The 21,029-nt window shown below is 61.9% G+C and carries 13 protein-coding genes and 6 pseudogenes; 6 read left to right on the top strand and 13 right to left on the bottom strand.

Annotation, left to right across the window (positions count from 1 at the left end):
• Positions 1 to 23: 23 nt before the first annotated feature.
• From OKW43_RS37915 to OKW43_RS37900, 4 genes are all read right to left on the bottom strand, one after another.
• Positions 24 to 800 (bottom strand): alpha/beta hydrolase family protein, encoded by a 777-nt coding sequence (locus OKW43_RS37915; RefSeq protein WP_187639498.1) that lies wholly within the window; start codon positions 798 to 800, stop codon positions 24 to 26.
• A complete protein-coding gene (locus OKW43_RS37910) occupies positions 790 to 1,956 on the bottom strand; it encodes a DUF3182 family protein (RefSeq protein WP_187639497.1) in 1,167 nt (388 codons plus the stop codon). Before OKW43_RS37910 ends, OKW43_RS37915 begins: the two co-directional genes overlap by 11 nt.
• Complete coding sequence (locus tag OKW43_RS37905; RefSeq protein WP_187639496.1) at positions 1,953 to 2,999, bottom strand: YncE family protein; 1,047 nt, start codon at positions 2,997 to 2,999, stop codon at positions 1,953 to 1,955. The genes OKW43_RS37910 and OKW43_RS37905 overlap by 4 nt, the downstream gene beginning before the upstream one ends.
• Positions 3,000 to 3,078: 79 nt before the next feature.
• Positions 3,079 to 3,471, bottom strand: a complete 393-nt coding sequence (locus OKW43_RS37900; RefSeq protein WP_187639495.1) for a hypothetical protein — start codon at positions 3,469 to 3,471, stop codon at positions 3,079 to 3,081.
• A 137-nt stretch (positions 3,472 to 3,608) separates the two neighbouring features.
• Here OKW43_RS37900 and OKW43_RS37895 point away from each other — a divergent pair, with 137 nt between their 5' ends.
• On the top strand, positions 3,609 to 3,935 hold the full coding sequence (locus tag OKW43_RS37895; RefSeq protein ID WP_187639494.1) for a hypothetical protein: 327 nt from the start codon (positions 3,609 to 3,611) through the stop codon (positions 3,933 to 3,935).
• A gap of 518 nt (positions 3,936 to 4,453) precedes the next feature.
• Here OKW43_RS37895 and OKW43_RS37890 read toward each other — a convergent pair.
• A pseudogene (locus OKW43_RS37890) lies at positions 4,454 to 4,924 on the bottom strand (SDR family NAD(P)-dependent oxidoreductase); the annotation flags it as partial.
• A 94-nt stretch (positions 4,925 to 5,018) separates the two neighbouring features.
• On the opposite strand from OKW43_RS37890, the gene OKW43_RS37885 reads away from it, so the two are divergent.
• A complete protein-coding gene (locus OKW43_RS37885; protein WP_429453696.1) occupies positions 5,019 to 5,936 on the top strand; it encodes an AraC family transcriptional regulator in 918 nt (305 codons plus the stop codon).
• A 269-nt stretch (positions 5,937 to 6,205) separates the two neighbouring features.
• Here OKW43_RS37885 and OKW43_RS37880 read toward each other — a convergent pair.
• Positions 6,206 to 6,484: pseudogene (locus OKW43_RS37880) on the bottom strand (alpha/beta fold hydrolase); the annotation flags it as partial.
• Between the two features lie 784 nt (positions 6,485 to 7,268).
• On the opposite strand from OKW43_RS37880, the gene OKW43_RS37875 reads away from it, so the two are divergent.
• On the top strand, positions 7,269 to 8,000 hold the full coding sequence (locus OKW43_RS37875) for a protein-L-isoaspartate(D-aspartate) O-methyltransferase (protein WP_187639537.1): 732 nt from the start codon (positions 7,269 to 7,271) through the stop codon (positions 7,998 to 8,000).
• A gap of 98 nt (positions 8,001 to 8,098) precedes the next feature.
• Entirely contained in the window at positions 8,099 to 10,603 is a 2,505-nt protein-coding gene (locus tag OKW43_RS37870; RefSeq protein ID WP_187639538.1) for an SAM-dependent methyltransferase, read from the top strand.
• 68 nt (positions 10,604 to 10,671) lie between these two features.
• Here the strand turns inward: OKW43_RS37870 and OKW43_RS37865 are convergent, their stop codons facing one another.
• Together OKW43_RS37865 and OKW43_RS37860 are read right to left on the bottom strand one after the other, a co-directional pair.
• The gene (locus OKW43_RS37865; RefSeq protein WP_429453693.1) at positions 10,672 to 11,076 is read right to left on the bottom strand and encodes a M28 family peptidase; all 405 of its coding nucleotides are present in this window, start codon (positions 11,074 to 11,076) and stop codon (positions 10,672 to 10,674) included.
• Positions 10,997 to 11,554: a M28 family peptidase gene (locus OKW43_RS37860; RefSeq protein ID WP_429453691.1), complete on the bottom strand. Its 558-nt coding sequence runs from the start codon at positions 11,552 to 11,554 to the stop codon at positions 10,997 to 10,999. The genes OKW43_RS37865 and OKW43_RS37860 overlap by 80 nt, the downstream gene beginning before the upstream one ends.
• A gap of 538 nt (positions 11,555 to 12,092) precedes the next feature.
• Here OKW43_RS37860 and OKW43_RS37855 point away from each other — a divergent pair.
• Both OKW43_RS37855 and OKW43_RS37850 read left to right on the top strand, forming a co-directional pair.
• Entirely contained in the window at positions 12,093 to 13,223 is a 1,131-nt protein-coding gene (locus OKW43_RS37855) for an IS110 family transposase (protein ID WP_429448269.1), read from the top strand.
• 1,655 nt (positions 13,224 to 14,878) lie between these two features.
• A pseudogene (locus tag OKW43_RS37850) lies at positions 14,879 to 15,090 on the top strand (alanine racemase C-terminal domain-containing protein); the annotation flags it as partial.
• A 91-nt stretch (positions 15,091 to 15,181) separates the two neighbouring features.
• On the opposite strand, the pseudogene OKW43_RS37845 reads toward OKW43_RS37850, so the two are convergent.
• The 5 genes and pseudogenes from OKW43_RS37845 to OKW43_RS37825 form a co-directional block, all read right to left on the bottom strand.
• A pseudogene (locus tag OKW43_RS37845) lies at positions 15,182 to 15,409 on the bottom strand (IS6 family transposase); the annotation flags it as partial.
• 836 nt (positions 15,410 to 16,245) lie between these two features.
• Entirely contained in the window at positions 16,246 to 17,397 is a 1,152-nt protein-coding gene (locus OKW43_RS37840; protein WP_187639712.1) for an IS110 family transposase, read from the bottom strand.
• A gap of 264 nt (positions 17,398 to 17,661) precedes the next feature.
• Entirely contained in the window at positions 17,662 to 18,813 is a 1,152-nt protein-coding gene (locus tag OKW43_RS37835; protein ID WP_187636680.1) for an IS110 family transposase, read from the bottom strand.
• A 58-nt stretch (positions 18,814 to 18,871) separates the two neighbouring features.
• A pseudogene (locus tag OKW43_RS37830) lies at positions 18,872 to 19,345 on the bottom strand (IS6 family transposase); the annotation flags it as partial.
• A pseudogene (locus OKW43_RS37825) lies at positions 19,318 to 21,025 on the bottom strand (ABC-F family ATP-binding cassette domain-containing protein). The pseudogenes OKW43_RS37825 and OKW43_RS37830, both read right to left, overlap by 28 nt.
• Positions 21,026 to 21,029 lie beyond the last annotated feature (4 nt).

Raw genomic sequence — 21,029 nt, 5'->3', positions numbered from 1 at the left:
CGCTCGCGGCAACGAATTCGCGCCTAGGTTCTTGTGCGATCCGGCGCCGCGCCGCTGCTGCCGGCGCGCAAGCCCGCGACCATCTCGCCTAGCCAGTTCACAACCAGCGCCGTGTACGCGCGCTGGCTGCCGTCGTCAGAGAGGCCGTGATCCGCGCCCTCGATGATGCGATACGTCAGCGAATGCGCGCGCAGGAATGCCTGCAGATAGCTGGCGATGACCGTGTGCGGAACAATCTCATCGTGTTCCGATTCGACCAGCAGCACGTCGCCATTGAAGCTCGCGGCGGCACGCAACGCCCGGTTTTCCGTCGCCGGCACGATGCGCTTGCGGTACTCCACAAGATCGTGCTCGACATGCAACGCGCGTTTCGGCGTGGTCCAGCCGTCGTCGAGATACAACGCGGGCACGCGCAGACCGAGCCACCGCACGGGGCGCAACTCCGTCAGGATGGCCGCGAGATAGCCGCCATAACTGCTGCCGATCACCGCGATCGAATTGCGGTCGATCAACGGATGTGCAACCAGCGAGTCATACGCGGCAATCAGGTCGTTCAGGTTCGTCTCGCGCGTCACTGTCTGCTGTTCGCTCTGCGTACGCGCATGCCCTGTGAGGTCGAACGTCAGGCATACGCAGCCCATGGCCGCCGCCTGCCTCGCGCGTTCGAGATACTGTCCCTGGTTGCCGCCCCATCCGTGCACGAAAAGTACGCCGGGCACGGTCGCTTTCGGCACAAGCATGGTGCCGTCGAGATGGCCGTGTTCGACCTTGATCTGCAGTTCGTAACGGTCAGCTGTCATCAATCGACGCTCCTTTGCGGGGTTCCCTGCCTGGCGTGTAATACTTCGTGATTTTACCAGCGTGCGCATCGACACCACGGTAGACCACACACGCCCCAGCGGGTAACCGTACATTTTTTCCATAGATCTCGCGTGTCGACGCGTACACGAGATGCGCGTCCGGTTCGGCTCTGAACGTGCGCAGTGCGCCGATCTCGGCACCCGTTGCGCCACCGACGCGCCAGGACTGCTCAAGCACGCCGCAATGAAGGACGCCCGCTTCATCGAAACCGCGCGCCACGTCGTAGTTTCGCCTCGATGCAAAGAACCCGGCGTAGTCGTTGTGCACAGCGGCATCGAACGCGCGCGCCTTCGCGATGGTTTCCCGTATGTTTTCCGGAAGCTCGAGCCGCACAAGCGCATCGAAGCCGCCTCGCACCACAACCAGATCCGTGCCGCCATAAACATGGTGGCCGCGATTGTTGACGGTCAGGTGCTGCACGCCATAGTAGCTCGCTTTCATGTCGTCGATCTCGATCTGGCCGACGCTGAATGTTTCAATCCCATCCAGATGCCGCTCGATGACGATGCCTTCTGCTCGCAACGCCTCGTCGCCGAGCGCATCGAGTTCCGCCTCCAGTTGGTCGAGGTTCTCAACGAGCGCCTGTCCAGCGCCGCCGATTCCATAGGGCCGCTTGACGCGCACGCGGCCGCCTTCCCACAGGATGCGCGCGGCGTTGCACGCATCCTCGCGTGAAAATGCCGAGTAGCCCGGCAACACGAGTGACGCGGTATGCGAACTGAACGCATGGGACCAGCCAGGGGGTGAAGCTTTTGCACCGTCGGGCAGGCCGTGCGCAATGAGCTTCGTCGCCACAAAGGGAAACGGCACGACGCCGCCATACAGATCGCGTACGGACCGCACGCCGAGCTTGTGCGCGAGCGCAACGGTGAGCGTGTCGTCGGGAACGAGATAACGATGCGCCGGATAGGCGCATGCTTCATCGAATTCGCCCGCAAGCTGCGTGCCTTTCAGCTCCGCGATCTGTCGCGCGAGTTCCCGAAGTGTGTCCGCTTCGTGACCACGTGGCGCCACCTTGGGTCCTTTGCGATACAGGAGGACGACTGGCAACGCTGGCGCCGCGGAGCTTGCGCCGACCAAAGGTGGTAGCGTCATTGCGATGACATGATACGAAGCACCGGACTTCCGCCGACGTCTTTCAGCGCGAAAAACGAATGGTGTGTAGCCTGATCGATAACGACGACATGCGCATTTGGCCCGAGACGGCCCTCACCGATCTTCCTGATATTCGCGCCTCTGACGCTGAACATCGAAACGATGCCAGCTTCGCCCGCCACATACAGTGTGCCAGGTGCCGGATCGAACGCGAGCACGTCGGGGTCGCTGCCAATGTCGAACGACCGGATAATTCGCCGTGCACCCAGATCGAAAACGAGCAGTTTATCGTTTCCCTGGCAAGCGATAAAGGCGAGCCGATCCTGCGAATCAATCAGCAGCCCATGATTGTGTTTGGCTCCCGGAAGCCCAAAACGGGCAACGATCCTGTCGACGGTCGGGTCAATTTCGATGAGTTCGTTGCGGCTCTGAACGTTGACGAAGATGTGATGCGATCGCGGATCGTATTGCGTATTGCCAACCTCACCGCCGAGTGGAATGGTCGCGATACGCCGATTGGTTCGGACGTCAATGACGGTCTCCGTGTTACCGGTCTCGTCTGATACGTAGAGCTTATGCACCTCTGGCGCGTAAGCCATCCCGTCCGGGTAGTGCCCCCCTGGCATGCGCGCGACTATTTTTAGCGTCGCTTCGTCGATGGCGACGATTTCGTCCGTTCCTGTCGCTGAAGCAAACACGCGTGAACGTTCGGGAATGGCGAGCACGCCGTGAACGGATGAGACATCAGCGATGCGTGCGATCACGCGCGACGCACCCACATCGAAGACGATCACTTCCCCGTCGCCGAGGTGAGCGATGAACAGCAGATGGCGAGCGGCGTCGTAGCTTTCGTAGTCGAGCCGGGTGGCCCGACCCGGCAACGGGATGTCGGCGACATGCGTCAGTGGCAGGCCATCGACTCCTTCTTCCGCGGCAGCGGGCGTAACCGGGTGCAGCAGAACGCCTGCAACTGCGGATAAAACGAGGAGGACGAGGTGCGACAGGACCGCTGGACGCAAGCGCCAGTGTTGCAAGGTTCTCATGAAACCCTCCCACGGCGCGACTACCACCGCTGCGCGCAAGGGGCAGCGGTGGCATCGCGCATTAAAGTGCCGTGCAGCGTTATCGCGTGCTTGCGCTCTGCGCGTCCAGGGCCGCCTTGACGCTTTGCGCACGAGTCCCGCGCCAGTTCACGCCATGGAGGGCGTTTCCGTTAGCCCGCCGAACACCAGCGGCGATCTGATTGCGAAAGCGAATCGCTTCGCTGAAGTACATCTTCCGATATTGCAGGCGCTGAGAATCGCTTGAGGAAGAGATACGGTCGGCGGCATCGCACGCTAACGCAAGCGCCAGAAAACCAGGTGAAGCCACTGCGTCGCGCGAAGCATGTGGCAATGAAAGCGCGCGTTGCAATAAGCCGTTCTGCGAACGGCCGCTGTCTAAATGGATCGGCCACTTGAATGTCCACCGCTCGATGCGGCTGAACGTCAGCAACTTGCCGGAAAGAGCCCGCAACGCGGTGATGGGTCAATATCGGCTGGCAGGGCCCCGGATATGGCAGCCAGGGGACTTGCAATGGTGATGGTCCTGCTATCACTATTGCGTGTACTGGGCTACAGATGCTTTTTGAGCTTCGGATAAGGACGGACGCCGTGAGTATTCTCTGCCGAGTCCAGATTGCCGTAACGATTTCCGGGGTTGTCACCGGATGCGTGTCGCAGCCAATTGGGCCGGCGGTAGCTGTGAAGCCGGGGCGCGACAAGCCATTCACCGTCTTTCTGCGGGACGATGCGCAGTGCAAACAGTATGCGAGAGAGCAGCTGGCGCGCGGCGTGGACCCCCGCGCTCAGAGCGATGCCAACGTGTCACGGGCACAACTGAATGCGCAGCAAAGATACTATCTCGCGTACCTGGAATGCATGCGCGCGAAGGGAAATGATGTGCCGGACGGTGCAGCGCCAACTACGCAGTCTGAATAGGCGATCTTCAATGTGTTGTACTTTCCCAGGTGCATCGGTTACGAGCCCATGCAATTTTCTGGGAAGACTTCCTTCAGCTTTTTGACAAGCGGCCTTGTTGCAAAGGAATTTCTTGACAAAACAGTGCATTGCGACATATTTCAAGCCGCGCGATGCGAAGTGACACCTTTGATCCTGAGGCGAATTAGACGTTTTTATTTCGTTCGGATTGGAAATAAAATCGTCAACTCGCGCTGTCAGATCCATTGCAGCGGCTTGATTTGCATAAGGCGACTTGGCGGGCGAAATACAGCCATTGAGATAAGAAGAGAATCTTTATAGCCATGTCCCTGCGACCGTGTAACCTGGACCCAGTCAGGCCGGGCTGTCGAACGGACGATGCCGGCGACGGCGACCGGCTCAAGTCGACCCACTACCGCCGCTCGACGCGGTGCCGCTCCGACGGCCACTTTGAAGTTACAACCCGATATTCACTTGATGACATCCGGTGGTGGGTGTTTGGTCTGGCGCATATTGGCCTCTCGTGTTACCCGTCCGCTGAATGCATTCACCGCCGCCTTGCTCGCGCGGTATGCGGCAATCAGGGGCAGGGCCTTCAGCGTCACGCTCGACGTGACGTTCACGATCACACCAGCCCTGCGCTGGCGGAATTGGGGCAGCACCGCTTGCGTCAATGCGATCGTGCCGAAGGCGTTGGTTTCAAAAATTTCGCGTACCGTGGCGATCGGGGTTAGCTCGGCCGGGGACGCCGCGCCGAACCCCGCGTTGTTGACGAGGACGTCGATCGGCCCTGCGGCCTCGACAGTCGCGCGAATGCTGTCCGGGTCCGTGATGTCGAGCGCAAGCACGCGCAGACCGTCGGCGGGCGGCAGTACATCCGCGCGCGGCACGCGCATTGTGGCGATGACGTGCCAGTCGCGCGCGAGGAAGTAACGGGCGATCTCGAGGCCGAATCCGGAAGAGCAGCCGGTGATCAGTACGGTTTTCATGGGGACTCCTGTAGGGCGTGTGTCCGTACGATAAATCGCCAAGGCCGTACTTGCTACAATCGATCATCCGAATTTCATTTGCAGGAGTCCGGCAATGATTGACCCGTTGGCCGAAGTCGTGACGCTGCTGCAGCCGGGCGCCCGGTTCTCCAAGCTCGTCCACGGCGCGAGTCCCTGGCACATTAGCCGCTCGGTCGCCGGCCAGCCGTTCTATTGCGTGATTCTCGAGGGCGGCTGCCGCATCGCGATCGACGGACATGAGGCCATCGAACTCCTGTCAGGCGACTTTGTCCTGATTCCCGCGGCTTACGGCGTAGCGATGTCGAGCCTGGAGCCGCCGTCGCCGGGCGTCGAGACGCGGCCGCCCGCCGCGCTGGGCGACGGCGAATTCAGAATCGGCGACCCCGATCGCCCCATCGACGCGCGCATGGTGGCCGGCCACTGCAGTTTCGGCTCACCGGATGCATCGCTGCTGGTCTCGCTGCTCCCGCAACTCGTGCATGTGCGCGGCGAACAACGGCTGGCCACGCTCGTGCAACTGGTGCGAGAGGAAACACGGGAGCAGCGGCCCGCGCGCGAGGTCGTGCTCGCACGACTGCTGGAAGTGCTGCTCATCGAAGCGCTGCGGTCCGCGGCACAGACTAATGCGTCGCCGGGCCTGGTGCGCGGACTTTCCGATGGCCGCCTCGTGGCCGCGATCCGCGGGATGCACGAACATCCAACACGCGCCTGGACCGTTGCTGAACTCGCGAAGGAGGCCGCACTCTCGCGCTCGGCCTTTTTCGAGCGCTTCAGTCGCACGGTCGGCATCGCGCCGATGGAATATTTGCTCGCCTGGCGCATGGCACTCGCGAAGGACCTGCTGCGTCGTCATGAAGGCCGCATCGCCGAGATTGCGCAGCGCGTCGGCTACAGTTCAGCCAGCACCTTCAGCGTCGCTTTCACGCGGCACGTCGGTCGGCCGCCCACGCAGTATGCGCGCGACGTGCAGGCGGTCGCGAACGGCGCATGAGGCGGCTCAAACAGGCTGTTCTCAGATGTGGACGCGCGTTCCTATGCGATCCGCACTCACCAGGAATGTCCGTTATCGAGACCGCTACAGCCCATCGAATGTCCGGCGTCTACGGCCGATGGATGACCGCAGGTGGCCGAAGGACTACAGCCTGTCCGCGAGCGTCCCCCTTGAAATCCGCGAAGAACCATAAAGTAGCCGCCAAGAAGTTTCGCCTAGCGGTGAACGACGTCGGAGTACGGGGGCGGGACAGAAAGCCTTTTGAACGCTCACCGATTCGCCGGCACCGCCGCGATCCCATCCAGCAGCGCCTGATAAAACGCTTGCGGGTCCTGCATCTGCGGCGCGTGCCCCAACCCCGCGAATTCGACGAGGGTTGCATGCGGAATCGCTTTCGCGGCCGCCTTGCCGAACCCCGGATAATGGCCGAGCTTCGCACGCACTTCCGGCGGCGCAGCGTCCTTGCCGATCGCGTTGGTGTCCTTCTGCCCGATCAGCAGCAGCGTCGGCATCCGCAACTGGCTCAATTCATCATAAACAGGCTGCGTGCTGGCGTGTCGACTATAAACAATCCACGGAAAGCGCCGAAAGGCTTGCCAGTCTTCTTTCGGTATTCACACGTGCCTTCGTTGCACCGCTAAATTCGCGCACGAATCGTTCATGCTGAACCAGCGGGCCGAATCTCGGAGGATCACGCCATGTGCCATCAGGGGTGCCGTCAATCAAGGGATTTTTTCGTACGCCAAGCGCTCAGGGCGTGCGTCCCGAGCGTCCCTGATCGACCCGGAACGGACGTATGCGGTTGCGAGAGATCAAAGACCGCTCTCAACGGCTCTCCGGCCATTCGGTTTCCTGTTTGCTCGCCATTGGGCGAATCCCATGCGAGGTCCAATAGTCGTTCGGCGCTTTGAGTGTTACAACAGATCTCTTCTGTTAGACCGGCGGGTCTTTCTTGACGTCGGAAGTTGCGCAGAGCTCGCAGCGATGATGTCTGACACGCGGCAAGCGCTACACTCCGGCACTCACGGGTGTCGAGGTTTTTCGTTGTGAAGCGATGCGCTCGCGCATTCCGGAATCAAGGCCATTGCATCGTTAATGCGACGGTTAATGCGACGCGCGCTGGTAGCCACTTCCATGCGGTGAAGTGGCCCGAGCCGGGCATCCTCATTCAGACGTCAGTCAGCTGTATCAGCGCATGCCGCCGCCATTGGGCGACGAGCTCGGGGGCTGCGCCTGACACGCGGCGGGCCGGGCGCGCCCTGTCCGACCGCGCGTGCGCGGGCGTAGAATTGCAGCACGTCAGGCAACAGGGGCGGCACGGTGAAACCAGTCATGCTGCGCTGGCTGCGCACCCTGATTCCAGCGATTGCTCTGGTGTGGATGTCTTGCGGCATTCACGCGGCCGACGATTTTGCGCCCCTTCGTGCGAAAATGATCAACGACATCGCGGATCTCACGGCCGAAACCTTCGCCGCAACCGGCAGACCCGCCATCGATCCGCGCGTGCTCGACGCGATGGACCAAGTGCCCCGCCACCAGTTCGTCCGGCCTGGCGAGGAGCGCGACGCCTACGAGAACCGGCCGCTTCCCATCGGCTATGGCCAGACCATTTCGCAGCCGTACATTGTCGCGCTGATGACCGACCTGATGATGATCAAGCCCACTGATGTCGTGCTGGAGGTCGGCACCGGCTCCGGGTACCAGGCGGCGATCCTCTCGACACTCGCGCGAGTAGTATATACGATCGAAATCATCGAGCCTTTGGGCAAGGTGGCACAGGAGCGCCTGCAGCGGCTCGCGTACAAGCGGGTGAACACCACGGTGGGAGACGGCTATTACGGGTGGGAAGCCCACGCACCCTACGACGCCATCATCGTCACGGCCGCCGCGAGCCATGTCCCTCCTGCTCTCGTGCGGCAGTTGAAGCCGGGCGGCAGGATTGTCATTCCGGTAGGCGCGCCGTTTCTGACACAGTATCTGCTGCTGATCACGAAGGCGAACGACGGGACCGTCTCCACCCGACAGATTCTGCCCGTCAGCTTCGTGCCGCTCGTCGGGCACTGATTCTGCGCGGGAATCAGGCGACGCAAAGGGACAACGCGCCCCCCCATCAGCATGGGCTAAGCGTCCCCGTCCTCCACCCCCTTCAGGTACACGCAATCATGCCCGCCGCGCCGTTGTTCGCCCTCTCCCTGCTCTCGGCCGCAGTGCTTGCTTACGAGCTCCTGTTGATGCGACTCTTTTCGATCATTCAATGGCATCACTTCGCGTACATGATGATCAGCGTCGCCCTGCTGGGTTACGGAGCAGCCGGCGCGATGGTTGCGCTGGCGCAACGCTGGCTCGCGCCCCGGTTCGCAGCCGTGTTCGTCGGCAGCGCATTTCTGTTCGGCGTTCTTTCGGTTGCCTCGTTCGCTTTCGCTCAGCGTGTCGCGTTCAACCCGCTGGAGATTCTGTGGGATCCGCGCGAACCTTTGCGCCTGCTCCTGATCTATCTGCTCCTCTTCGTTCCTTTCTTTTGCGCCGCGACCAGCGTCTGTCTCACGTTCACGCGGTTCAACGATCAGATTCCCCGCATTTACAGTTTCGACATCGGCGGGGCGGGCTTGGGCAGCATCGCAATCATTGGCGTGCTATTCGCGCTCCGGCCACTGGATGCGCTACGGTTACTGGGTGCTGCGGGCATTGCGGCAGCGGCGCTGGCATGTGTCGAATGCCGCTGGCACCGGCCGTGGTTGCCGGCCCTGTTGCTCGGCGCCGCGACCGTGTTGGCCGTCGGCCTGCCGCGCGACTGGCTCGCATTGCGGCCGTCGGAGTACAAGGAATTGAGCCAGGCCCTGCGCATCAAGGACGCGCACGTGGTCGCCGAAAGCTCGAGCCCGCTGGGTCTCGTCACGGTGGTGGAGAGCCCCTTGATTCCTTTCCGGCATGCGCCCGGGCTGAGCCTCAACGCGACGATGGAGCCGCCGCCGCAACTCGGCGTGTTTACCGACGGCGACGGACTGTCCGCGCTCAATCGCTATGACGGACGGCGGGAACCGCTCGGTTACCTTGACTATCTGACCTCCGCGCTTCCTTATCATTTGCTGCGGCGGCCCAAAGTCCTCGTGCTTGGCAGCGGCGCTGGAGTCGACGTATTGCAGGCGCTGTACCACGAAGCGAGCGCAATCGACGCGGTAGAACTGAATCCGCAGATAGTCGACGCGGTGCAGCGCCGCTTCGCCGATTTTTCCGGCAAGCCTTACAGCGCATCCAACGTTCGCATGATGATCGGCGAAGCGCGGGGTTTCGTCGCCGCGAGCAGCGAGCGCTACGATCTCATCCAGGTCGCTTTGCTGGATTCGTTCAGCGCCTCCTCGGCCGGCCTTTACGCACTTTCCGAGAGTTACCTGTACACCGTGCAGGCGTTTCAGGACTATCTGCGCCATCTCAACCCGGGTGGCATGCTGGCGATCACGCGCTGGGTCACGCTGCCCCCGCGCGACGTCCTGAAGCTGTTTGCGACGGGTGTCCTGGCGATGGAGAGCACCGGCGTGACGCAACCGTTTCGTCGGCTCGTGCTGATCCGCGGCTGGAATACCGCGACGCTGCTGGTCAAGAACGGCGAGTTCGATGACGCGGACATCGCCGCGCTGGGCACCTTCTGCCGCGCCCGTTCGTTCGACGTCGGATACTACCCGGGGATGCAGGCCGACGAAGCGAATCGCTACAATGTGCTTGAAAGACCCTACTTCTTCGAAGCCGCGCGCGCTCTGCTGAGCCCCGGGCGAGACACGTTCTGGGCACGCTACAAGTTCGACGTCCGCCCCGCCACGGACGACAAGCCGTACTTCTTTCACTTCTTCAAATGGCGGTCGCTGCCTGAGTTTCTCGCGTTGAAGGGGCGAGGTGGCCTGCCCTTGCTGGAATGGGGCTATCCGGTACTGATCGCGACGCTGCTTCAGGCCACGTTGACGGCCATGGCATTGATCCTCTTTCCTCTCTGGGTAATGACGCGCCGCCAGCGCACGGCGCATGGTTCGCCGCTCTTAAAGGCTACCTCCCGCGGTAACGCCGCTGCTTCGGTGGCGGCGATTTCCGGATGTAGGGTCGCGATATATTTCGTCGCGATCGGCTTCGCCTTCATGTTCATCGAAATCGCGTTCATCCAGAAGTTCATCCTGCTCCTGAGTCACCCGCTCTACGCTGTCGCCGTCGTGCTATGCGCGTTCCTTTCGTTCGCGGGACTTGGAAGCCGGTACACGCAACACCTGCAGGGCCGCGAGGCGCTCCTGGCCGGCTACGCGCCGCAGCCGTGCAAGAACACGAATCGCTGGTCGGTCGCGGCGACGGCCATCGGTGCGATCTCCGCCATCTCGTCCTTCTACCTGCTTGTGCTCCCCGCTCTGTTCCCGTTGCTGATCCCGCTATCCGATCCGGCCAGGATCGTGATCGCCGTGCTGCTCGTCGCGCCGCTCGCGTTTGCGATGGGGATGCCCTTTCCGCTGGGGCTCAGCCGCGTTGCTGCCGGCGCCGAAATGCTCGTGCCGTGGGCCTGGGGCGTCAACGCGTGCACTTCCGTGATGGCTGCGGTTCTGGCGACGGTACTGGCAATTCATCTGGGCTTTACCGCAGTGGTCGTGATAGCGGTCTTGCTCTATCTTGCTGCGGCGGCTGCCTATCCTTGATCCGGCATGATCCGGTTTGATTCGGCGTGGTTTCCAACGGGCCCGCGTGCTCCCGAGCAGGATTGGACTCACCGCATGCCGGGTCCGGCGGGCGTGAGCGACGCGACGCTCGCTGCGAGCCCGAGCGTCACGGCAGCCATGCGGCCATAGTCGAGCGTCGCGGGGACGTCGTGCGCGGTATGGTAGTGTGGGTTGCGCAGGTACGCGGTGTCCGTGACCATCACAGCCGGAAAGCCTTCGCGCCAAAAAGTTGAGTGATCGCTCAGCGCGACGCCCGGCACCCACCACGGCAACGCCGCGCGTTGCAGCGGAAAATCCGACGAGGCCTGAAACGCGTTGGTTAGCCATCTCAGTCGCTGCGCCGAGCGAAGGTTGGAAACGAAGCCGATGAAATTACCGCTTGACGGATAGAAGCATCGCAGCAGCGGCGGATACGCCTGGGTGCCTGGCTCGTCCCGGTAGTAGTCCAGCATCTCGATGCGACAGCATCAGGCGAATGCGATCCCCGCGCAGACGTGCCGCCCTCGCATATCGCAGGCTTCCCATGTCGCGGCGGAAGAAGAACGGCGCCTCCTCATTCACGAACGCGACACAGCGTATGGAGTACTGGGGCGCAAACGCCTGAAGCAGGAACATCGTCTCGAGCAGCGCCGCGACGCCGCTGGCGTTGTCGTCGGCCCCCGGACTGCCGGGCACCGTGTCGTAATGCGCACCCAGTACGATGATTTCGTCAGGCTCAAGACAGCTTGGCAGCGCCGCCTCGACGTTCGCGCACTGGACGCCCCGTACCAGATACTTTTGGCGCGTCACCGCACAGCCACGTATCGCCCATTGCCGTTCGATATAGTCGGCAGCAGCGTGCAGCGCAGCGGGGCGGAGCACGTTGCGCTCGCCAATGTCTCCAGCAAGGATGTTCACATGGCGTTGCAACGCCGCAGTCAGGTCGGACACGCTCGCAGTCCGCATACGACTTCCTCCGCACACGTCGTGATCGACTCGAAGCTGGACCGGTTGCAGCTGGGCGGTTCGGTGTGTGTCGACGCGTGCGATGCGCGGATTTCCGCTCGCCCGCCCACGGTCACGGTCACAGTAAAAGCGTCGTGTCGCCGCTCGATGGTTTCAGCCTAGCTGTCAGCCGCGAGAATTCAAGGCTCAATGCGTGCGTGGATGCGGACCGATAACGTTTTTCAATCGAGACTGGCGACGGATATTCTGGCTGACGGGATCTCTCGCCCACCGTCACGCTGAAGCGGAAGTGCTCAATTCAGGTTCCGCGGGCGTCTGGTGCCGCCCGTGAATGAGCCGATGCCTATATCACGCAATGGTTAAGGGAGCCGATTCGATGCCTGAACAAATTACCAAGGCAGTATGACTTTCCGTGAGGCAGGGGCTGGCCAGCCGTGACGAATCAGACGCGGGTTAGCATTGCTGCCAGAGCCGCACGGTGTGGACAGCGCCACACCCGGCGATTTCCGGCACGGAGGCCAGCATGGAAAACGATAGCACGGTGTACGTCGGTCTGGATGTTCACAAGGATTCGATCACGGTCGCCTACGCGATCGGCATGGGCGAGGTGGAACTGCTTGGCAAGATCGGTACGACGAAGGCAGATATCGACCGCCTGTGCAGGCGCCTGCAGTCAAAAGGGCGACACGTACGCATCGTCTACGAAGCGGGTCCGTGTGGTTATGGGCTTTACCGGCAGCTCGTCCAGAAGGGATTCGACTGCATCGTGTGTGCACCATCGCTGATTCCGAAGAAGCCCGGCGAGCGCGTGAAGACGGATCGGCGCGATGCGATCAAACTGGTGCGAGCGCTGCGCGCCGGTGACCTGTCAGCGGTCTATGTCCCGGGCGTCGAGGATGAGGCATTCCGGGATCTGGCGCGGGCATGGGCCGGTGCCAGAGACGATCTGAAGCAGGCGCGGCAGCGGCTGAAGTCGTTCCTGCTCTCGCATGGCGTGCACTATACCGGGAACGCGAACTGGGGCGCCGCCCATCGGCGCTGGCTCAGCGCATATTCATTCGGGCACCCGTGGCGGCAACTGGCGTTTGACGAACACCGGCGCACGATCGAGGACCGACTCGCGCAGTGTGATCGCCTCGAAGCAGCGCTACGCGAGGCAGTCGTCAACTGGCGGTTTTATCCAGCCCTGCTGGGACTGCAGGCGATGCGGGGCGTGCAGTTCGTCACGGCCGTCGGGATACTGTCGGAACTGGGCGACCTGTCACGCTTCGAACATCCACGTCAACTGATGGCATGGCTGGGGGTGACGCCGTCGGAACATTCCTCGGGCGACAAGCGACGTCGGGGTAGCATCACCAAGACCGGCAACAGCTACGCCAGAAAGCTGCTGGTCGAGGCGGCCTGGAGCTACCGGCATCCTGCGCGCGTGAGCCGCGACATCCAGCGTCGGCACGAAGGTATTCCGAAGGCCATTATCGATCGCGCCTGGGACGCGCAGGTCCGGTTGTGCCGGCGATACCGGAAGCTGGCAGTGCGCGGCAAACACGTCAATATCGCGACGGTCGCCGTCGCCCGTGAACTAGCGGGCTTCATCTGGGACATCAGCCGCCTGGCGATGTCGCTTGCCACGTCACGCAGCGCACAGACCGCGTAAGCCGCCCGCCACTCAACGCAAGACAACAAGTGGAGGAGTTTCCTGAAGGCGGCGTAGCCCGGCACTCGAGTAACCCGCGAAGATATTTCGCAACGGGCATCACCAATTTGCGGCCCAAGACAGCGGCAGGCTCATGAGGCGGACCTCTGTAATGCGGTAGCCAATCCGCGGATATCAGTGTGATCCACCGTCGACCTTACTGCTACGCCGCCCTCAGGGAATTCTCGCGCCTATGAAAAAGCGAAAAATCAAGCAAAAAAAATCAACATCGCGATTGACATGGAAAGTCATATCAGTATCCAGACGTGACGCTCCGGGTGCTGAAAGGTGCGGGTGCGGTGTGCGGTGAGGGAGCCGCCCAGAAGATCCTGACGCAATGCCCTGCTGAGCGGTTCTGCGCGCTCCCGACTGGCGAGATCTGCGTCTATGGGATCAACGAGATCTCGAACATGACGCAAATCACTGCGCGCGAAATCGCCGCTGTCGTTGCCGCGAAGTGCCAATCCGACGCAATGCCGCTACCGGCGACGTGGTGGGTAGGAAGTGTCCTTCTTGGGACCGGCTTACTGGCGGGCTTTGTGCTGGGGAAATACATGAAAAGGCGGTAGGCGATCAAAGGCGAACCGAATTCGCCGACATCGACTCGATCAATCCCGTCATTCGAGCCTTCCGTTATAGAGCGAAGCGCGCAGCATATGTCGCTCAAGCGCAAACAACTTGGCGAACGCTTTGCCATGTGGCATCGCTTTGCTGGGTTGGCCCAAACTCCGTCTGCTTTCTGAGCAGTCTCGCGCGAGCTGCACTTTTGCGCCGTCAGCGATTTAACGTGACAAAGCCCTTCACTGGTAGGGCGTATGCGACATGACTGGAGATTATCAGGCAGGACTGGGGCTGTCGCGTTGCGCTAACCGCTTGGCGAGTGCATGATTGATCAAGCCTGTGTGCGCAGGACGAATTCCTGTTGGCAGCAACAGCCCAGAAACTTTGGACGAATGGTCCGGAGGCTCGCTCCGCGCGACGCAGCGATGACTGCGATGGCGGTCTAAAGTGAAAAGAGGAGCGAAAGTCCTCGTCATCTGGATGCTCCAGGATCAACCGCGCCGCACCACAAACTGAGAAGTGCTGCGCTCCACGTCCACACCGAGTTTTTCAACACCATCGGCCGACAACGGAACAACGACCACCGCCGATGCCCACGCCCATCTGCGGATGCATAGGGAAAAACACGCGCATTCGCTATGCTTTAGTTATGTAGACGGCATTCGCAAGAATATCCTTCCGACCACGGGGCAGATGATCCGCCCGACTCAGGGACCGAATGTTGCGTTGATCGATTTATGCATGGGAGACAACCATGGTCAGGCTTTTCTGCATATTGGCTCTAGGGGCTGGCATCGCGGGGTGTGTCATCGCCCAGCCGTACGGCTATCCGGGGTATGGATATGGTCCCGGCTACTACGCGCCTAGCACCAGCATCGGTGTGGGCGTGGGAGGCGGCAGCTTCGGCGGGGGCGTAGGCGTCGGTGTCGGGGTTGGTTTCTGACATCCCCGAATGAACCCGTGCGCACCACGAGCGTACTCAGGCACCCGTACGCGAGATCGGCGTCCGAAATCAGCGTCATCGGCATCCGAGCAACTCACGCGTGAATCAACTCGTGCCCCGCGTCTCTATGCATATGTAACCGTGGAACTGACGCCCTGCCCGTCTGTGGGAATTGGCTCGAAAATTCGAGCTCTGGGTGAGCAGGTGAAGATTGACGATGTCGCGTCCGCTGCAGGCACGATTGGATACAAACTCATGTGCGCATTGGCGCTTCGCGTGCCGGTTACGGTGCCTAGTTTCATCAGGCTGATCCGGACGGATTGATGTCAATTCATTTCTGCTATGCCAATGAGATGCTCAATGGGCATTGTCAACTTGTCGAGGCTGGGTCATAAGAACGGCAGGAAGAGCAATCTCAGAAAGCGTAGGACGGATTTTGGGCGAGTTCGGCGAATTCACGCCAGGAGACGAACCGGGCAGCAATCTCTTTGCGATAAAGTGAAGCGTGCAGCAGGTGCCGCTTGAGCGCAAAGTGTTGCCGGATCGGCCCGAAGCACGAGAGAAATTCCTGTGTGCGTTTCGGGTGGCGAAAACCGCGCATGCGACGTTCGCGTTCGCGCGTCGGTTGATGGCTTCTATGAGCAGAAAGTTGTCAAGGCCATTTGCGAACTGGCTTACAAAGGATGGGTCAAGTCTCTTTCTCCTCGCTGCAAAGTGGTGACATGCTGGCGTATGGCGGCAAGCGCGAGTGATGGCGCTCGCCGCCATACAAGTCGCATTTTCGCGGCATAGTCCGGCGGATTCCCACCGCCCTCAACTTCAACCATGGCTACAGTCCGGTCAACGTCGTTAGCCTGAAGCCGCTTATCGCGCGCGTAAGACAGCAACGTCTCACCAACTTCTTCTATGAAGGGTAAGTAATTGTCAAGGCCCGGTTTGCACAGATCCCTCCTGAGACTTCTATGAAGGGTAAGTAATTGTCAAGGCCCGGTTTGCACAGATCCCTCCTGAGACGTCATCAAGTTTACGAGGTCCCTTGTCAGGAAAGCGCGTAGCAAGCGTCAAGGGCAGGCGAAGCCTGGCGTCAGCGGCCCCCTTGACGCTGCGAAGCGCGATACGCTGGTACGGGGTGGCGGGCGCGTGGGTTATTGCGCCTGCCACCATGCAGGCGGCATTCGTGTAGCCGTGCTTGCCATGACACGTCCGATTCTGCGCACCTCCCTGGCACTGCCTGGGCAAACGTGAAGCCGGTTGTCGCGCGCGTGGGACATGGCGTCCCGACCTTCTTCTATCCGCTGGCGTGGAGCCAGCCTGATGCAGTATGCGCAGTGCGCCGGAAAGCGTTCCGGGGAGGTACCCCATCTATCAGCATCGGTTGCATGAACAACCACGGTGGTGAACGGGTACTTCCGCTTCATGACCCTGATGGTCAGCCAGTATGACCGTTAGTGAGGGTTGCGGCTATCGACGTGTGTCTGGCTATGTGGACGGCTTCATCTGTACTCCCTGGGGGATCACACCGTGCTCGAGGTAGCGCCACAGGAGGATCACCAGCCGCCGTGCCACCGCGACGATCGCGATGCGTCGCGCGCGGCGGTTGGCGCCGGTGCCCTCAGTGCGATGGCGGAACCACTGCGCAAGCGGACTGCCAGGCTGGTAGCGCAGCCAGTACCAGGCCATCTCGACCAGCAGTGACCGTACGCGACGGTTGCCTTGTTTGCTGATGCCCTGATCGGTGTGACTGTCGCCACTGTCGTACGGCTGCGGAACGAGACCGGTACAAGAACCGACCTGACGGCGGTTGTCGAACTGCCGCCAGAAGAGTTCAAGCACCAGCCGGGACGCTCCAATCTGGCCCACTCCCTTCAGGCGTGTGAGGTGATCGATTCTTTCGCGCACCGTGGCGGGAAGGGCTTGGTGACGCGCCTTCTCCAGGGCAGCGAGCTGCTGCCTGGCGAGGGCGACCCGTTCGCATTCGCGCAGGAGCCGGTCGTGCATTTCGGGGGACAGTGGGGAACCGTCGTAGCACCTGACCTCCCCCCGGGCAAGCCGGCTGGCGAACCCATGTTTGAGGTCGTCCCAGCAGCCGAGCGTGCGCAACAGCTTTCCGATCCGGTTGCGGTGCTGCAGGACCTCCTTCTGGAGCTCTGCGCGATCGCGGGTCAGGTGACGCAGCGCCTCGTCCTGTACTGAGGGTACGTGAACGACGTGCATGCGGTCGCGCTCGCCGTGCAGCCACGCGCGCAGGTTGAGCACGAGCTTGATGGCATCCAGCCGGTCCGTTTTCGCGCGCCGCCTGTGGCGTACGACCGGAATGCTGGCGGCATCGATGACGTAACATTCAATGCCATGCGCCTGCAGTGCACGACAGATCCAGAATGCGTCCTGTCCGGCTTCGTAGCAGACAACGGTGCGCACGCCGGCGCGCAGCGACCATTGCTGCTTCTGGCGCTCGATCAGATCCAGTGCGGCCTGCAGGCGCGCCCCGGCCTGCGGATCGGTGAGGGTGTGCACCGCGGGTTTGTCACGGCGACCGTCGTGGCACGCTATCTTCCAGCTCGCCGTGGCAAGCTCAAGTGATACCGCCAGTATGAGTTCCTCTCTGCCAGCTGCGTAAGCGGAATTTCGCATGATGCCCTCCTTTAACGCGAACCGATGCGATGTGGGAATTGTAGGGCTCCGCGTTATCGCGTCCCTTTCATAGCATCTATCCGCTGGCGTATGGCCAGCCTCATCCTTTATGCGCGTTACGCCGGAACCTGTTCCGGGAGCATGCCCCATCTGTTTAATCGGTCGCGTTAGCAACCCGCCATCAACACGGGCATGTTCACTTCAAACTCTCGATCGACAGGTATCGTTCCACCCTTGATTGCGTTGTCGCGATACCTTTCGGGCTCAGACTGACTTCAGTTGTGCGCCTTCGGGTATCACGCCGTCCTTCAAGTAGCGCCACAGCGCGATCGCGAGGCGTCGTGCTACTGCGACGATCGCAATGCGCCGCACGCGGCGATTCGGTCCCGTGCCTTGCGTGCGCTGGTTGAACCACTGCGCCAGTGCACTGCCAGGCTGGTAACGGATCCAGCACCACGCCATCTCAATCAGCAGTGCGCGCACGCGACGGTTGCCCTGCCTGCTGATCCCCTGGTCCACCTGGCTCTCGCCACTGTCGTAGGGTTGTGGAACCAGCCCTACGCAGGCCCCAACTTCGCGCCGGTTATGGAAGTCCCGCCAGAACAGCTCGAGCGCCAGACGCGAGCCACCCACCGGGCCAATGCCATTTAGCTGCGTCAGAAGATCGATCCTTTCGCGTGCGGGTGCGGGCAGGCCAGCGTGTTGCGTTTTCTCGAGTGCCGCGAGTTGCTGCACGGCCAGCGCCAGCCGTTCGCACTCGCGCAGCAGCCGCTCCCGCAGCTCGCGCGGCAGTGGCGCACCGTCGTGACACCGCACCTGGTCACGGGCGAGGCGGGCGGCGAAGGCCTTGTGGTCAACCTCATCCCAGCAGCCGAGCGTGACAAGCAGTTTGCGCATCCGGTCACGATGCTGTAGCACCTCTTTCTGCAGTTCCCCTCGGTCGCGCATCAGATGGCGGGACGCTTCGTCCTGCGGTGACGGCACGTGCACCACGTGCATGCGGTCGCGCTCGCCGCGCAGCCACGCGCGCAGGCTGATCACCAGCCTGATTGCATCAAGCCGGTCAGTCTTGGCACGCCGCTTGTGGCGCTCGACCGGAATGCTCGCTGGATCGACCACATGACACTCGATACCGCGTGCCCGTAGCGCCCGATAGATCCAGAACGCGTCCTGGCCGGCTTCATAACTCACGACAAGGTGCACGCCCGCGGGCAGCGACCACTTCAGCTTCTGTTGTTCGATCACTTCCAGCACGGCCTGTAGGCGCGCGGGGGCTTGCGGTTGCGCTACGGTGTACACCGCCGGCTGCTCCCGCTGCCCGTCGTGCAACGCTACCTTCCACTTCGCCGCAGCGAGTTCGAGTGACACCGCCAGCGCCGGTTCCGCAGTACGCGTGTATCCCTGATCTGTACGCATGATGCTCTCCCGTGAGCAAACCTCGGTACGCCGATTTTAGGCGTTAGCCAGTCGACGACCTGGATGCTTCATAGGATCTGTTCTCGGCCCGGTTGTTCAGCCGGGCTGCAGCTTTGACGAACACATGCTTCACGCTCGCGAGCTCCGGGATCTCGGCTTTGGCCGCCGGGTAGCTGCGCAACTGATCAGTGACGATCTTGCGCGGCACCGGGCTAGAACGCAGCACCCGCCTGAAGAAGCGTTTGGCCGCAGCCTTGTCGCGCCGCTTTTGCACCAGGATGTAGAGTTCGGCGCCATGCTCGTCGACTGCACGCCACAACAGGTACTGTTCGCCACGCAGCGTGACAAACATCTCATCGAGGTGCCATGTGCTACCAAGCTTAAGCCGAGCGGCTTTCACGCGGTGCGCAAAGCCCTTGCCGAACTTGTCGCACCAGCAACGGATTGTCTCGTAGCTCACGACCACGCCGCGCTCAAACAGCAACTCTTCGATGTCGCGCAGACTTAACTGAAAGCGGAAATACCAACGCACGGCGCGATGACCTTCTGCTCCGCGGCAGCCTGCTCGCGCATGCGACGGGCTTCGTCGCGCAGGAACTGCTGGTAGTCGTCCAGATCGCCGTCGAAGGGCTCGACGCCACCTTTGGTGACGAGCCAGAACTCGTCACATACCGCGCGCAGCAGGGACCGGTCGTGACTGACCAGCAACACTGTGCCTTCGAATTCGTTGAGTGCCATGCCTAGCGCTTCGCGTGTGGCCAGGTCGAGGTGGTTGGTAGGCTCGTCGAGCAGCAACAGGTTGGGGCGCTGCCACACGATCATGCACAACACGAGCCGCGCCTTTTCGCCGCCGCTCATCGTGCCGACCGCCTGATGGACCATGTCACCACTGAAGTTGAAGGTGCCGAGGAAGGTGCGAAGCGATTGTTCGGTGCCACTCTGGCCCGGGGGCACGCAGGTGCGCCGGCGTGTCCCTGGCAAGGCGGATCATGTGTTCCAACGGTGTGTCGAGAGGACGCAGCACGTCCAGCTCCTGCTGTGCAAAGTAGCCGATGTTCAGGCCTTTGCCTTCGCTGATTTCGCCCGCAATCGGCGCCAGTGCGTGCGCCACCGTCTTCACCAGCGTGGACTTGCCTTGGCCGTTGGCACCGAGAATGCCGATCCGCTGCCCGGCCAGCACCGAACGGTTGATGCCCCGCACGATGACCGTGGGCGGCGTGCCCGGCAGTGCGCCGGCCGGCGCAGGGTAGCCGAAGCTCGTGTCCAGCATCGACAACAGCGGGTTCGGGACGTTGAGGGGCTCCTTGAACTCGAAGGTGAACTCCGCGTCGGCAAGCACGGGTGCGATCTTCTCCATGCGTTCGAGCGCCTTGACCCGGCTCTGCGCCTGTTTCGCCTTCGAGGCCTTCGCCTTGAAACGGTCGATGAACTTCTGGAGGTGGGCGATCTTGTCCGCCTGTCTGGCCATCGCGGCCTGCTGCAACAGCAGTTGCTCGGCGCGCATCTCTTCGAACTTGCTGTAGTTGCCGCCATAACGCACGAGCTTGGCGTTGTCGACGTGCACCGTCACCTGCGTCACCGCGTCGAGGAATTCGCGATCGTGGCTGATCACTACCAGGGTTCCTTGATAGCGCTTGAGCCATGCTTCCAGCCAGACCAGCGCGTCGAGGTCGAGGTGATTGGTCGGTTCGTCGAGCAACAGCAGGTCCGACGGGCACATGAGCGCGCGCGCCAGCTGCAGTCGCATGCGCCAGCCGCCGGAGAAACTGTTGACCGGCTGGCCAAGCTGTGCAGCACTGAAGCCAAGGCCCTGGATCAGCGCCTGGGCACGTGCGGGGGCATCGTGTGCCCCGGCGTCGTGCAGGGCCATGTAGGCGTGCGCCATGCGCATGCCATCGTCGCTGGCCTCAGCGGCCGCTACTTCGGCCTGCGCGGCCAGCAGTATGGTGTCACCCTCGATGACGAAGTCGGTCGCACTCTGCTCGGTCTCCGGCATCTCCTGCGCGACCTGGCCCATCTTCCATGCAGCGGGAATCGAGAACTCGCCGCCGTCTTCGTGCAGCGTGCCGTTGAGAAGGCCGAAGAAGGACGATTTACCGGCGCCATTGCGGCCGACAAGACCAATCTTTTCGCCGGGGGTGAAGGTGACGGACGCGCGGTCGAGTACGACATTGACGCCGCGGCGCAGCGTGAGATTACGGACGGAAATCATAAGG

The organism is Paraburkholderia sp. WC7.3g (assembly GCF_050436345.1).
Taxonomy (GTDB): Bacteria; Pseudomonadota; Gammaproteobacteria; order Burkholderiales; family Burkholderiaceae; genus Paraburkholderia; species Paraburkholderia podalyriae.
Note: the sequence above shows the minus strand (reverse complement) of the source record. Positions and strands in the feature narration are given on the sequence as shown.